General features: G+C 60.3%; 10 protein-coding genes and 1 riboswitch. All 10 genes read left to right on the top strand.

Annotated features, from left to right (window positions below; all coding sequences use genetic code 11):
• Positions 1-1,248, top strand: a 1,248-nt coding sequence (locus tag ACTOZL_RS03765) for an alanine/glycine:cation symporter family protein (RefSeq protein ID WP_482476749.1), incomplete at its 5' end; no start/stop codon positions are given.
• Positions 1,249-1,398: 150 nt separating this feature from the next.
• Positions 1,399-1,480, top strand: a riboswitch (ZMP/ZTP riboswitch).
• An 85-nt stretch (positions 1,481-1,565) separates the two neighbouring features.
• Positions 1,566-2,060 carry a 5-(carboxyamino)imidazole ribonucleotide mutase gene (gene purE / locus ACTOZL_RS03760; protein WP_482476748.1) on the top strand — a complete coding sequence of 165 codons (495 nt, stop codon included), beginning with the start codon at positions 1,566-1,568 and terminating at the stop codon, positions 2,058-2,060.
• A gap of 18 nt (positions 2,061-2,078) precedes the next feature.
• Complete coding sequence (locus ACTOZL_RS03755; RefSeq protein WP_482476747.1) at positions 2,079-3,500, top strand: amidophosphoribosyltransferase; 1,422 nt, start codon at positions 2,079-2,081, stop codon at positions 3,498-3,500.
• Between the two features lie 45 nt (positions 3,501-3,545).
• The gene (gene purM, locus ACTOZL_RS03750; RefSeq protein WP_482476746.1) at positions 3,546-4,583 is read left to right on the top strand and encodes a phosphoribosylformylglycinamidine cyclo-ligase; all 1,038 of its coding nucleotides are present in this window, start codon (positions 3,546-3,548) and stop codon (positions 4,581-4,583) included.
• Complete coding sequence (gene purN / locus ACTOZL_RS03745; protein WP_482476745.1) at positions 4,577-5,191, top strand: phosphoribosylglycinamide formyltransferase; 615 nt, start codon at positions 4,577-4,579, stop codon at positions 5,189-5,191. The genes purM and purN overlap by 7 nt, the downstream gene beginning before the upstream one ends.
• A complete protein-coding gene (locus tag ACTOZL_RS03740) occupies positions 5,188-5,919 on the top strand; it encodes an IMP cyclohydrolase (RefSeq protein ID WP_482476744.1) in 732 nt (243 codons plus the stop codon). The genes purN and ACTOZL_RS03740 overlap by 4 nt, the downstream gene beginning before the upstream one ends.
• Positions 5,916-7,094 carry a phosphoribosylaminoimidazolecarboxamide formyltransferase gene (locus ACTOZL_RS03735; RefSeq protein ID WP_482476743.1) on the top strand — a complete coding sequence of 393 codons (1,179 nt, stop codon included), beginning with the start codon at positions 5,916-5,918 and terminating at the stop codon, positions 7,092-7,094. Before ACTOZL_RS03740 ends, ACTOZL_RS03735 begins: the two co-directional genes overlap by 4 nt.
• A gap of 18 nt (positions 7,095-7,112) precedes the next feature.
• Positions 7,113-8,378, top strand: a complete 1,266-nt coding sequence (gene purD, locus ACTOZL_RS03730) for a phosphoribosylamine--glycine ligase (RefSeq protein ID WP_482476742.1) — start codon at positions 7,113-7,115, stop codon at positions 8,376-8,378.
• Between the two features lie 20 nt (positions 8,379-8,398).
• Positions 8,399-12,085, top strand: coding sequence for a phosphoribosylformylglycinamidine synthase (locus tag ACTOZL_RS03725; RefSeq protein WP_482476741.1), 3,687 nt, complete (start codon positions 8,399-8,401; stop codon positions 12,083-12,085).
• 30 nt (positions 12,086-12,115) lie between these two features.
• Positions 12,116-13,621: an IMP dehydrogenase gene (locus tag ACTOZL_RS03720; protein ID WP_482476740.1), complete on the top strand. Its 1,506-nt coding sequence runs from the start codon at positions 12,116-12,118 to the stop codon at positions 13,619-13,621.
• Positions 13,622-13,631: the final 10 nt, after the last annotated feature.

Here is a 13,631-nt window from a genome sequence, read left to right as displayed (position 1 = left end):
AAAAAGCAAGAGGCCGGCGAGGGTGAGATTACGCCCTTCCAGGCCATGTCCACCGCCCTGGCTGGGACGGTGGGTACCGGTAATATCGCCGGCATCACCACCGCCATCACCCTGGGCGGTGCCGGTTCCATCTTCTGGTTGTGGATCACCGCCCTCATCGGCATGGTGACCAAGTACTCCGAGGTTATGCTGGCGGTCAAATACCGTGAGCGCAACCAGTATGGCGACTGGGTCGGCGGCCCCATGTATTACATCAAGAACGGCCTGGGCAAAAACTGGAAGTGGCTGGGTGTTATCTTCTGTATTTTCGGTGCGCTGGCTTCCTTCGGCATCGGCAACGCCACCCAGGTGGGCAACATCACCTCCTCCATCGGCAACGTGGTGAAGGCATTTGACCCCAGCTTTAGCGCAGATGGAGCAAAGACCCTGAACCTGGTGCTGGGCATTGTCTTGGCTGTCCTGGTGGGTATCGTCATCCTGGGCGGCGTGAAGCGCCTGGGCAGTGTTACGGAGAAGCTGGTGCCCTTCATGGCTGTGGTGTACATCATTGCCTGTATTATCGTGCTGATTTATCACGCCGGCACTCTGGGCGAAGTGTTCCACGACATCTTTGCAGGTGCGTTCAGCCCTGAGGGTGTTACCGGCGGCGCGGTTGGCTCGGCCATGATGGTGGTTATGTGGGGCGTGAAGCGCGGCGTGTTCTCCAACGAGGCTGGCTTGGGCTCCGCGCCCATCGCCCACGCGACCACTTCTGAAACTGACCCTGTGAAGCAGGGCCTGTATGGCATCTTTGAAGTGTTCATGGACACCATCGTCATCTGCACCCTCACTGGTCTGTGCCTCCTGTGCGCTGCCAAGGGTGCGAACCTGGACCTGAACTTTGGCGTCCAGGGCGACACTGGCCTGAACGCCGCTGCCCTGGGCACCGTCTTTGGCGACAAGGCCGGTACCCTGGTCATCGCCATTGGCCTGACCCTGTTCGCGTTCTCTACCGTGCTGAGCTGGTCTCTGTATGGTTCCCGCTGCTTGGAGTTCATCCTTGGGCCCAAGGCCATCAAGCCCTATCAGATCGTTTTCATCCTGTTCGTGATCGTGGGCGCTACCATGTCTCTGGATTTGGCTTGGGCTATCGCGGATACCCTCAACGGCCTCATGGCGATCCCCAACCTGATCGCGATTCTGCTTCTGTCTCCTGTCATCGTAAAAGTGACCAAGGAGCACTTTACCAAGAAGAACACAGAGGAATAAGTCTGCCATCCGCAGGACGGGTCTACCGTCCTGCGGATGATTTTTTTACTTTCCCAGGGCATGGCTTCCATTTCTCCGCTTGCGCAATAGGAGAAGATATAGTATAATGAAAAAGACAGAAAACCTATATGGCAGGACAAAAAAATAATGGACGCTTTTTGTGACTGACGGAAGTGGTGGAACCACGGGGAGCAAAAGTGACAGCGTTTTGCCGACCGTCTGGGCAGTTCAATTTTCTGAAGGAACGGGAATTGGACTGCCATTTTCCATTTCAAAGCCCTGCCGCCGTACACATGAGAGAAGAGAGGATGGGTATTATGAAAAAAGTTGGGATCATTATGGGCAGCGACAGCGACCTGCCCGTTGTGGAAAAGGCTATGGATAAGCTCAAGGAATACGGTGTTCCCTATGAGGTCCATGTCTACTCTGCCCACCGCACCCCCCAGCAGGCCGGGGACTTTGCCCGCAGTGCCCGGGAAAAGGGGTTTGGCGTCATCATTGCCGCTGCGGGGAAAGCGGCCCACCTGGCCGGGGCCATGGCAGCAGGGACCACCCTGCCGGTGATCGGCATCCCAGTGAAGTCCTCTACTTTGGACGGGCTGGACGCGCTGCTCTCCACTGTCCAGATGCCCACGGGCATCCCCGTGGCCACGGTGGCCATCGACGGCGCGGCCAACGCGGCTCTGCTGGCGGTGGAGATGTTGGCCATCGAGGACACGGCTCTGGCGGACAAGCTTCAGGCCAGCCGGGCGGCGGAGCAGGAGACGGTCCTGAAAAAGAGCGCCGATGTAGAGAAAAAATATAACCAATAAAGGAAAGCGAGGAACACAATGGGCGGATTCTGCGGCGCAATTTCCAAGCGCGACATTGTAATGGACGTATTTTTTGGCACGGACTACCACTCCCATCTCGGCACCCGCCGGGGGGGCATGGCGGCCTGGGACCCGGAGTTAGGCTTTCAGCGGGAGATTCACAACATTGAGAACGCCCCCTTCCGCACCAAGTTTGACAAGGCCCTGGGGGAACTGAAGGGGAAGGTCTGCATCGGCAGCATCAGCGACACGGACCCCCAGCCCCTTCTGGTGCGCTCCATCCACGGCACCTTTGCCATCTGCGTGGTAGGGGTCATCAAAAACGAGGAGCACTTGATCCAGGGCTTGCTTCAGACGGAGGATGGCCACTTTGAGGCCATGAGCGGCGGACGGGTGAACTCCAACGAACTGGTAGCGGCCCTCATCAGCCAGCGGGACTCCATCGCCGAGGGCATCCGTTATGCTCAGATGGTGGTGGAGGGGACCGTTTCCGTGCTGGTGATGACCAAGGACGGCCTCATCGCCGGGCGGGACCGTTACGGCCGCCTGCCCATCCACATTGGACAGGACGACGAGGGCTGCTGCATCTCCTTCGAGACCTTTGCCTACCAGAAAATGGGCTACCACGATGCCTATGAGCTGGGCCCGGCGGAGGTGGTTAAAGTCACCCCAGAAGGGTGGGAGACCTTGTTGCCCCCGGGGGATGAGCTGAAGGTCTGTGCCTTCCTGTGGACCTATTATGGCTACCCCAACTCCAACTACGAGGGCATCAATGTGGAGATGATGCGCTATCGCAACGGGGAGATTTTGGCCCGGGCCGACCAGGAGCAGGGCATTGCCCAGGAGTTGGACTACGTCAGCGGGGTTCCCGACTCCGGCACCCCCCACGCCATCGGCTATGCCAACGCCAGTAAAACGCCCTTTGGACGTCCCTTTATCAAATATACCCCCACCTGGCCCCGGAGCTTTATGCCCAGCAACCAGCGGGAGCGCAACCGGGTGGCGAAGATGAAGCAGATTCCCGTGCCGGAGCTCATTGAGGACAAGAAACTGCTCTTGGTGGACGACAGCATCGTCCGGGGGACTCAGCTTCGGGAGACGGTGGAATTCCTCTATGAGAACGGGGCCAAGGAGGTCCACATTCGCTCCGCCTGTCCCCCCATCATCTTTGGCTGTAAGTACCTGAACTTCTCTAGCAGCAAGTCGGAGATGGAGCTTCTCGCCCGCCGGATCATTGTGGAGCTAGAGGGGGAAGAGGGCTTGAAGCACACCAAGGAGTATTCTGATGGCTCCACAGAGCGGGGGAAGAAGCTGCGCCAGGCCATCTGTGACGAGATGCACTTCACCTCCCTGGGCTTCCAGTCTCTGGACGGCCTGGTGGAAGCCATCGGCCTGCCGGAGTGCAGCCTGTGTACCTATTGCTGGAGCGGGAAAGAATAAGCGAGAATGTAAGCCCTTTGATCAAAAGAAAGCGAGGTAGTGTATATGCAGTCTCACTCTGACAGTTATGCCGCCGCCGGGGTGGATATCACCGCCGGGTACAAAGCGGTGGAGTTGATGAAAACCCACATCGCCAAGACCATGACCGCCGGAGCGGTGGGGGATATTGGAGGCTTCGGAGGCCTGTTCGCCCTGGACCTCACAGGCATCACCCAGCCGGTGCTGGTCAGCGGCACCGATGGTGTGGGTACCAAGCTGAAATTGGCGTTCCTGATGGATAAGCACGACACTGTGGGCATTGACTGTGTGGCCATGTGTGTCAACGATATCATCTGCTGCGGAGCCAAGCCGCTGTTTTTCCTGGACTATATCGCCTGCGGGAAAAACCTGCCGGAGAAGATTGCCGGTATCGTTTCCGGCGTGGCCGAGGGCTGCGTCCAGGCAGGGGCTGCCCTCATCGGCGGGGAGACGGCGGAGATGCCCGGCTTCTATCCGGTGGATGAATACGACCTGGCGGGTTTTTCTGTGGGGGTGGTAGACCGGGCTAAGGTGTTTGATAAGACCACCATCCAGCCGGGGGACGCAATCATCGGCCTGCCTTCCTCCGGGGTTCACTCCAATGGCTTCTCCCTGGTGCGGAAGGTGCTGGATGTGGAGCACTGTGACTTGAAAGCGCCTGTGGCAGAGCTGGGAGGGGCCTCCTTGGGAGAAACCCTGCTCACCCCCACCCGCATCTATGTGAAATCCATTCTGGCCCTGATGGAAGAGGTGGACATCAAGTCCGTCTCCCATATCACGGGCGGCGGCTTCTATGAAAACATCCCCCGGAGCCTGCCCAAGGGGATGACGGCGAAGATCAAGGAAAGCGACGTGCCCGTCCTGCCCATCTTCGAGTTGATCCAGTCCAAGGGCAATATCCCCCGGCGGGAGATGTTCAACACCTTCAACATGGGCATTGGCATGACCGTGGTGGTGCCTGCTGCCCAGGCGGACAAGGCCATGGCCACCCTGGAAGCTCTGGGCGAGAAGCCTGCGCGCCTGGGTGAGATTGTGGCCGGGGACCAGGGCGTGGAGCTATGGTAAAGACGAAACTTGCCGTGCTGGTCTCCGGCGGCGGCACCAACCTGCAAGCCCTGTTGGACGCCCAGAAAAGCGGCCTGCTCACCGCCGGGGAAATTGTGCTGGTCGTTTCCAGCAACCCCAAGGCCTATGCCCTCACCCGGGCAGAGCAGGCGGGGGTTCCCGGCATTGTGTGCAGCCGCAAGGAATTGGGCAGCCAGGAGGCCTTTGAGGCGGCCATCTCCAAGGCCCTGGCAGACCATGGCGTGGAGCTGATCGTCCTGGCAGGCTTCATGAGCATCCTCAGTGAGGACTTCACCTGCCAGTGGCCCAGGCGTATCCTAAACGTCCACCCCTCCCTGATCCCCGCATTTTGCGGGAAGGGTTTTTATGGCCTGAAGGTTCACGAGGCCGCCTTGGAGTATGGGGTGAAGGTCACCGGCGCCACCGTCCACTTTGTCAACGAGGTGCCTGACGGAGGAGAAATCCTCCTGCAAAAGGCGGTGGAAATCCAGCCGGGGGATACCCCAGAGACCTTGCAGCGCCGGGTGATGGAGCAGGCGGAGTGGAAGCTCCTGCCCCAAGCTGCCCAGATGGTATCGGAAGAGATCGGGAAAGGGAAAGAAAAATGAATGGATATGAGAACCACGCGCTGAACGCGCTGCTCTCCGGAAACCCCTATCCTGGCCGGGGCATCGTCCTGGGCCAGACGGCGGACGGGAGCCAGAACGTGGCGGCCTATTTCATCATGGGCCGCAGCGAGAACAGCCGCAACCGGATTTTTGTAAAAGAGCCCGACGGCATCCGCACCCAGGCCCATGACCCCGCCAAATTGGAGGACCCCAGCCTGATCATCTACCATCCTGTGCGGCAGTTCGGCCGGGGGCTTGTGGTCACCAATGGGGACCAGACGGACACCATCCGGGACTTTTTGGAACAGGGCCTGCCCTTTGAACAGGCCTTGCGTACCCGGGAATTTGAGCCCGACGGCCCCAACTGGACCCCCCGGATTTCCGGCCTGTTGTCCCCGGATGGCAGCTATAAGCTGTCCATCCTGAAAAGCGCCGACGCCCAGGGAAGTGGCTGCGCCCGCTATACCTTCGAGTATCCCGGACTCCCCGGTGTGGGGCACTTCCTCCACACCTATGTCACCGATGGCAACCCCATCCCCACCTTCCAGGGGGAGCCGGAGCGGGTGGCCATCCAGGGGACGTTGGAGGAATTTGCCGGGATGATCTGGGACAACCTCAATGAGGCCAATAAAATCTCCCTCTACGTCCGCTTCACAGATCGGGCCACCGGGGACTATCGGGAAATCATCCGCAATAAGCATCTGGAAGCAGGGGAGAAGAATACATGAAAGAATTGGAACTGAAATACGGCTGTAACCCCAACCAAAAGCCCGCCAGCATTTCCGTCAGCGACGGCCGGGACCTGCCCATTGAGGTCCTCAACGGACGGCCGGGGTATATCAACCTCTTGGATGCCTTTAACTCTTGGCAGCTGGTGAAGGAGCTAAAGGAGGCCACAGGCCTGCCCGCGGCGGCCTCCTTCAAGCATGTGTCCCCCGCCGGGGCGGCGGTGGGCCTGCCCTTGAGCGATACAGACCGGGCCATCTACTTTGTAGAGCCTGACGCAGAGCTGACGCCCATTGCCTGTGCCTACATCCGGGCCCGGGGGGCGGACCGCCTGTGCTCTTATGGCGACTGGGCGGCCCTCAGCGACACCTGCGATGCCGCCACCGCCGCCTATTTGAAAGGGGAGGTCTCCGATGGCATCATCGCCCCGGATTACACCCCCGAAGCGTTGGAGCTTTTGAAAGGGAAGAAGAAAGGCGGCTATAACATCGTCAAGATTGACCCCGCCTACATTCCCGCGCCCCAGGAGCGCAAGGACGTGTTCGGAATCACCTTCCAGCAGGGCCGCAACAACTACAAGGTGGACGAGAGCCTGTTGGAAAACTTGGTCACAGAGAACAAGGACTTGCCCGACGGAGCCAAGCGGGACATGATCGTGGCCCTCATCACGTTGAAATACACCCAGTCTAACTCCGTCTGCTACGTGAAGGATGGACAAGCCATCGGTGTGGGTGCCGGCCAGCAGAGCCGTATCCACTGTACCCGTCTGGCGGGGAATAAGGCGGACAACTGGTATCTGCGCCAGCATCCCAAGACCTTGGCCCTGGACTTTGTGGATGGCATCCGCCGTCCGGACCGGGACAACGCCATTGACATCTATCTCTCCGACGAGTATGAGGACATTCTTCGCCCCGGTGTGTGGGAGCAGACCTTCAAGACCCGTCCGGAGCCCCTCACCGCCCAGGAGAAAAAGGCGTGGATCGCCACCCAGACCGGCGTGACCGTGGGCAGCGACGCCTTCTTCCCCTTTGGCGACAACGTGGAACGGGCTAGGAAGTCCGGCACATCCTACATCGTGGAGCCCGGCGGTTCCATCCGGGACGACCACGTGATCGACACTGCCAACCGGTACAATATGGTCATGGCCTTTACGGGTATGCGCCTGTTCCACCACTGACAAAAGGAGGACGTTTCTGTGAAAATACTTGTCGTAGGCGGCGGTGGGCGGGAGCACGCCATCATTAAGAGCCTAAAGAAGAGCCCCCGTGCCACGGAGATTTACGCCGCCCCCGGCAACGGCGGCATCGCCGCCGACGCCCACTGCACTGGCATCGGGGCCAAGGACCTAGAGGCCATCCGGGACTTTGCGCAAAAGGAGGCCATCGACTTTGCCGTGGTGGCCCCCGATGACCCCCTGGTTTTGGGCTGTGTGGACCTGCTGGAAGGGGTGGGTATCCCCTGCTTCGGCCCCAATCGGGCCGCCGCCATTTTGGAGGGCAGCAAGGTCTTTTCCAAGAATTTGATGCGGAAGTATAACATCCCCACCGCGGCCTATGAGACCTTTGACGACCTGACGGCGGCGTTGGAATATCTGAAAACCGCCCCCATCCCCACGGTGGTGAAGGCCGACGGCCTGGCTCTGGGCAAGGGCGTCACCATTGCGGAAACCCGGGAGGCGGCCGAGGCGGCCGTCCGGGCCTGTATGGAGGATAAGGTCTTTGGGGACAGCGGCAGCCACGTGGTCATTGAGGAATTCCTCACCGGCCCGGAGGTCTCCGTGCTTTCCTTTACCGATGGGAAAGTGCTGGTGCCCATGGTGTCCTCCATGGACCACAAGCGCATCGGGGATGGGGACACTGGCCCCAACACCGGCGGCATGGGCACTGTGGCCCCCAATCCCTACTACACCGAGGAGATGGCAGCGCGGTGCATGAAGGAGATTTTCCTCCCCACCATGGAGGCCATGAACGCTGAGGGCCGTCCCTTCAAGGGCTGCCTGTACTTCGGCCTGATGCTCACGGAGCAGGGGCCCAAGGTCATTGAATACAACTGCCGTTTTGGCGACCCGGAGACCCAGGTGGTTCTGCCTCTGCTGGAAAGCGACTTGCTCACTGTAATGGAGGCCACTGCCAAAGGGACTTTGGCGGAGACCCAGGTGAAGTTCAGCGGCAAGCATGCCTGCTGTGTGGTGCTGGCCAGCCAAGGCTATCCCAAGAAGTACGAGACGGGTTTCCCCATCACCATCCCAGAGGATTTGGATGCCCAGGTCTATGTGGCCGGGGCCAAGCTGGAGGACGGGGTGCTGAAAACCTCTGGGGGCCGCGTCCTGGGGGTCACTGCCCTGGGGGACAGTCTCCAGGAGGCCATTGATCAGGCCTACGCCCAGGCGGCCCGGGTGACCTTTGAAAATGCCTATTGCCGCAAGGACATCGGCGCCCGGGCCCTGCGGGCGGAAACGTGAAATAAAGAGGTTGAGTAATCATGGTATATCGGGTTTATGTAGAAAAGCGCCCAGGGCTCGCCACAGAGGCGGAAGCCCTGCTGGGCGACCTGCGCACCCTCCTGCGGATTGAAACGCTGGAAGGCCTGCGCCTTTATAACCGCTATGACGTGGAAAATATCACACCGGAGCTCTTTGACTACAGCGTCAAAACCATCCTCTCTGAACCCCAGCTGGACCAGGTAAGTACACAGCTTCCAGAGGGCGGCGTGGTCTTTGCTGTGGAGTATCTCCCCGGCCAGTTTGACCAGCGGGCGGACTCCGCTGCCCAGTGTATCCAAATCCTCTCCCAGGGGGAGCGGCCCTTGGTCCGTTCCGCACGGGTCTATCAGCTTCTGGGCAAGCTCAGCGGGGAGGAGATCGCGGCCATTAAAAAGTACCTCATCAACCCTGTGGAATCCAGGGAAGCAGCCTTGGAGCCCTTTGACACCCTGGCGATGGTCTACGAGATTCCAGAGACCGTGGCCACCTTGGAGGGCTTCCGGACGCTGGACGAAGCGGCCTTGGAGAAGATGGTGGCAGAGCAGGGCCTTGCCATGGACGTGGACGACCTGCGCTTTTGCCGGGACTATTTCCGGGATGAGGGCAGGGACCCCACCATCACTGAACTGCGGGTCATCGACACCTATTGGTCCGACCACTGCCGCCACACCACCTTCCTCACCACCATCGACGAGGTTAAGTTTGAGAGCCCCATCCTCCAACAGACCTATGAGGACTATTTGGGGGTGCGCAAGCGCCTAAACCGCACCAAGCCCATCAATCTCATGGACATCGGCACCATCGCTGCCAAGTATCTAAAAAAGCAGGGGAAGATGCCAAGGCTGGACGAGTCTGAGGAGGTCAACGCCTGTACCGTCAAGATCAAGGTGGACACCCCCCAGGGGAAGGAGGACTGGCTCCTCCTCTTTAAGAACGAGACCCACAACCACCCCACAGAGATCGAGCCCTTTGGCGGCGCGGCCACCTGTGTAGGTGGGGCCATCCGTGACCCCCTGTCCGGGCGCTCCTACGTCTATGCCGCTATGCGCCTCACCGGCGCGGCAGATCCCCTCACCCCCCTGGACCAGACCATGGCGGGGAAGCTGCCCCAGCGCACCATTGTCACCAAGGCCGCCGCAGGCTACAGCTCCTACGGCAACCAGATCGGTCTGGCCACCGGGCAGGTGGACGAGCTCTACCACCCTGGCTATGCCGCCAAGCGTATGGAGATCGGCGCGGTGATCGCGGCTGCACCGGCAGAGAATGTCCGCCGGGAGAGGCCGGAGCCGGGGGACGTGGTGATCCTTCTGGGCGGCCGCACCGGCCGGGACGGCTGCGGCGGGGCCACCGGTTCCTCTAAGTCCCACACCACGGAGTCCTTGGAGTCCTGCGGGGCGGAGGTCCAGAAGGGCAACGCCCCGGAGGAGCGCAAGCTCCAACGGCTGTTCCGCAACCCAGAGGCCTCCCGGCTTATCAAGTGCTGCAACGACTTCGGCGCCGGCGGCGTATCCGTGGCCATTGGGGAGCTGGCGGAAGGCCTGGAAATTGATTTGAATAAGGTCCCCAAGAAGTACGAGGGCTTGGACGGCACGGAGCTGGCCATCAGCGAATCCCAGGAGCGTATGGCTGTGGTGGTGGAGGCCAAGGATGCCCCCCGCTTCCAGGAGCTGGCGGACCAGGAGAACTTGGAGTCCACTGTGGTGGCCACCGTCACCGGCAAGGGCCGCCTGACCATGCAGTGGAATGGGAAGAATATCGTGGACATCTCCCGGGCTTTCCTGGATACCAACGGGGTGGAAAAGCACGTCACCGCCGTCACCGCCCAGCCGGAGTCCATCCTAAAGGAGCAGGTGCGGGACTTCAAAAAAGGCTATTTGGAATTGGCGGAGGATTTGAATGTCTGCTCCAAACGGGGCCTCAGTGAGCGCTTCGACTCCACCATCGGCAGCGGCACCGTGCTCATGCCCTTTGGCGGAAAGCATCAGCTCACCCCCGCCCAGGCTATGGTGCATAAAATCTCCATGGAGGAGAAGGATACCGATACCTGCTCCCTGATGGCCTGGGGATACAACCCCTACATTACGGAAAAGAGCCCCTACCACGGGGCTTACCTGGCGGTGGTGGAATCTGTGTCCAAGCTGGTGGCCACCGGTGCCTCTCTGAAAGACAGCTATTTGAGCTTCCAGGAGTATTTTGAACGCTTGGGGAAGGACCCCCAGCGCTGGGGCAAGCCCTTGGCGGCCCTGCTGGGTGCCTTCCGGGCCCAGCGGGAGTTGGAGATTGCCGCCATCGGCGGGAAGGACTCCATGAGCGGCAGCTTTGAGGAGCTCCACGTGCCGCCTACGTTGGTGTCCTTCGCTGTGACCACGGACAGCATCGGCAGCGTGGTTTCCCCGGAGTTCAAGGGCGCGGACCATCCAGTGGTCTGGCTCTGCCCGGAGTATGGCCCGGACGGGCTGCCGGTGGCGGCATCCCTGAAAAAGGTCTACCAGACCGTGGCGAAGCTGAACAAGAAGGGGAAGCTGCTCTCTGCCTATACCCCAACCTACGGCGGCGTGGCAGAAGCGGTGCTGAAAATGTCTCTGGGGAATGGCATCGGCCTGCGCTTTGACGAGGGCTGCACCATGGACGAGCTCTTTGGCTATGCCTATGGCTCCTTTGTTTTGGAGCTCAGCGAGGCAGAGGATGTGGGCCTGCCCCTGGGGGTTACCACCCAGGACGGTATGCTCTCCTGGCGGGGACAGACTATTGCCATTCAGGAATTGTTGGAGCGCTATGAAAGCAAGCTGGAACCCATCTATGCCTGCAACATTTCCCAGGGGAAGGAGAACATCCCTGCCTTTGAAAAGACGGTGGAGAGCTGGCCGAAGCCCCGCATCCAGGCAGCGAAACCACGGGTGCTCATCCCTGTGTTCCCCGGCACCAACTGTGAGTACGACGCTGCCAAGGCCATGCGTTCCGCAGGAGCGGAACCGGAGATTGTTGTCATCCGTAACCGCAGCGCGGAGGCCATCGCCCAGTCTGTGGACTACGTGGCCCAGCGGTTGTCCCAGGCTCAGATTGTATTCATCCCCGGCGGCTTTTCCGGGGGCGACGAGCCCGATGGCTCCGCCAAGTTCATTACCTCCTTCTTCCGTGCCGAGAAGATCAAGGACCAGGTCCATGACCTGTTGAAAAACCGGGACGGCCTGATGCTGGGGGTGTGCAACGGCTTCCAGGCCCTGATTAAGCTGGGGCTGGTGCCCTATGGGGAGATCATCGACACCGATGAGAACTGCCCCACCCTGAGCTTTAACACCATTGGCCGCCACCAGTCCCGGCTGGTACGCACCCGGGTGGCTTCCAACTTGTCCCCCTGGCTGATGAACACCACCCCCGGGGAAATCTACACCGTTCCCATCTCCCACGGGGAGGGCCGCTTCTTGGCCTCTGACGCCTTGCTCCAAGAGCTGGCGGCCAAGGGGCAGATCGCCACCCAGTATGTGGACTTGGCGGGCAAGCCCACAGCGGATATCTGCTGCAACCCCAACGATTCCGCCTTTGCCGTGGAGGGTATCACCTCCCCCGATGGACGGGTCTTTGGTAAGATGGGCCACAGCGAGCGCTGGGGTACCGGGCTGTACCGCAACGTTCCCGGAGAATATGACATGAAGCTCTTCCGCTCTGCGGTGGAATATTTCAAATAAAAAGAGAGAGAAAACGAAAGGAGCAACGCTATGGCTTTTTACTATTCCGAACCTTCCCATACTTTTAGCGAATATCTGCTGGTGCCAGGCTTTACCGCAGAGAACTGCGTCCCAGACAACGTCTCCCTAGAAACCCCTCTGGTGCGCTACCGGAAGGGGGAGGAGGAATGCCCCATCCGTTTGAATATCCCCCTGGTTTCCGCCATCATGCAGTCTGTGTCCGACGATACCCTGGCCATCGCCCTGGCAAAAGAGGGCGGGTTGGCGTTTATCTACGGCTCCCAGAGCATTGAGAGCGAGGCGGAGATGGTCCGCCGGGTGAAGAGCAGCAAGGCAGGCTTTGTGGTCAGCGCTTCCAACCTCACCCCCGACGCCACCCTGGGGGACGTGCTGGCCCTGAAGGCCCGCAACGGCTTCTCTACCATCGCCATCACCGAGGACGCTACCCCCAACGGGAAGCTCTTAGGCCTGGTGACCAGCCGGGACTACCGCGTCACCCGTATGACCGAGGACGTTCCGGTTCGGGAATTTATGACGCCCAGGGAAAAGCTCATCACCGCCCCGTCTTCCACCACCTTGAAAGAGGCCAATGATATCATCTGGGACAACAAGCTCAACGCTCTGCCTGTGGTGGACGAGGAAGACCACCTGCTCTATTTTGTATTCCGGAAAGACTATGCCGAGCACAAGGAGCATCCCTTGGCCCTTCAGGACGCCGATAAGCGGTATCTGGTAGGGGCGGGCATCAACTCTAGGGATTATGCCCAGCGGGTCCCCGCCCTGGTGGAGGCCGGTGCCGACGTGCTTTGCATCGACTCTTCCGAGGGATATTCCGTCTGGCAGAAGAAAACCATTGACTTTATCCGGGAAAACTACGGGGACCGCGTTAAGATTGGCGCGGGCAACGTGGTGGACCGGGAGGGCTTCCGCTACCTGGCCAACGCCGGGGCGGACTTCGTCAAGGTGGGCATCGGCGGCGGCTCCATCTGCATCACCCGGGAGACCAAGGGCATTGGCCGGGGTCAGGCCACTGCCCTCATTGAGGTGGCAGCGGCACGGGATGAGTATTTCAAGGAGACAGGCATCTATGTGCCCATCTGCTCCGATGGCGGCATCGTCTTTGACTTCCACATGACCCTGGCCCTGGCCATGGGGGCGGATTTCCTGATGCTGGGCCGTTACTTCGCCCGCTTCGACGAGAGCCCCACCCCCAAGCTCATGGTCAACGGGGTGTATGTGAAGGAGTATTGGGGCGAGGGTTCCAACCGGGCCCGGAACTGGCAGCGCTATGACCTAGGGGGCAAAAGCGACCTGGCCTTTGAGGAGGGCGTGGATTCCTATGTGGTCTACGCCGGGTCCCTCCACGACAACGTGGAGAAGAGCCTCTACAAGGTGAAGTCCACCATGTGCAACTGCGGTGTCATTACCATCCCCGACTTGCAGCGGGATGCCAAGCTGACCTTGGTGTCTGCCACGAGCATCGTGGAGGGCGGCTACCATGACGTGACCCTCCGCGCCACCAGCGGAAACCAATAAGGAGAACTTT

Source organism: Evtepia sp. (genome assembly GCF_056797215.1).
The sequence above is the reverse complement of the archived record's forward strand: the minus strand, read 5'-3'. Positions and strand labels throughout refer to the sequence as shown.

What these genes read in the sequence shown, in the direction of transcription:
- purN (WP_482476745.1), top strand. Translation starts at nt 4,577, where the DNA reads ATGGTAAAGACGAAACTTGCCGTGCTGGTCTCCGGCGGCGGCACCAAC.
- purM (WP_482476746.1), top strand. Translation starts at nt 3,546, where the DNA reads ATGCAGTCTCACTCTGACAGTTATGCCGCCGCCGGGGTGGATATCACC.
- ACTOZL_RS03725 (WP_482476741.1), top strand. Translation starts at nt 8,399, where the DNA reads ATGGTATATCGGGTTTATGTAGAAAAGCGCCCAGGGCTCGCCACAGAG.
- purE (WP_482476748.1), top strand. Translation starts at nt 1,566, where the DNA reads ATGAAAAAAGTTGGGATCATTATGGGCAGCGACAGCGACCTGCCCGTT.
- ACTOZL_RS03755 (WP_482476747.1), top strand. Translation starts at nt 2,079, where the DNA reads ATGGGCGGATTCTGCGGCGCAATTTCCAAGCGCGACATTGTAATGGAC.
- ACTOZL_RS03720 (WP_482476740.1), top strand. Translation starts at nt 12,116, where the DNA reads ATGGCTTTTTACTATTCCGAACCTTCCCATACTTTTAGCGAATATCTG.
- ACTOZL_RS03740 (WP_482476744.1), top strand. Translation starts at nt 5,188, where the DNA reads ATGAATGGATATGAGAACCACGCGCTGAACGCGCTGCTCTCCGGAAAC.
- ACTOZL_RS03735 (WP_482476743.1), top strand. Translation starts at nt 5,916, where the DNA reads ATGAAAGAATTGGAACTGAAATACGGCTGTAACCCCAACCAAAAGCCC.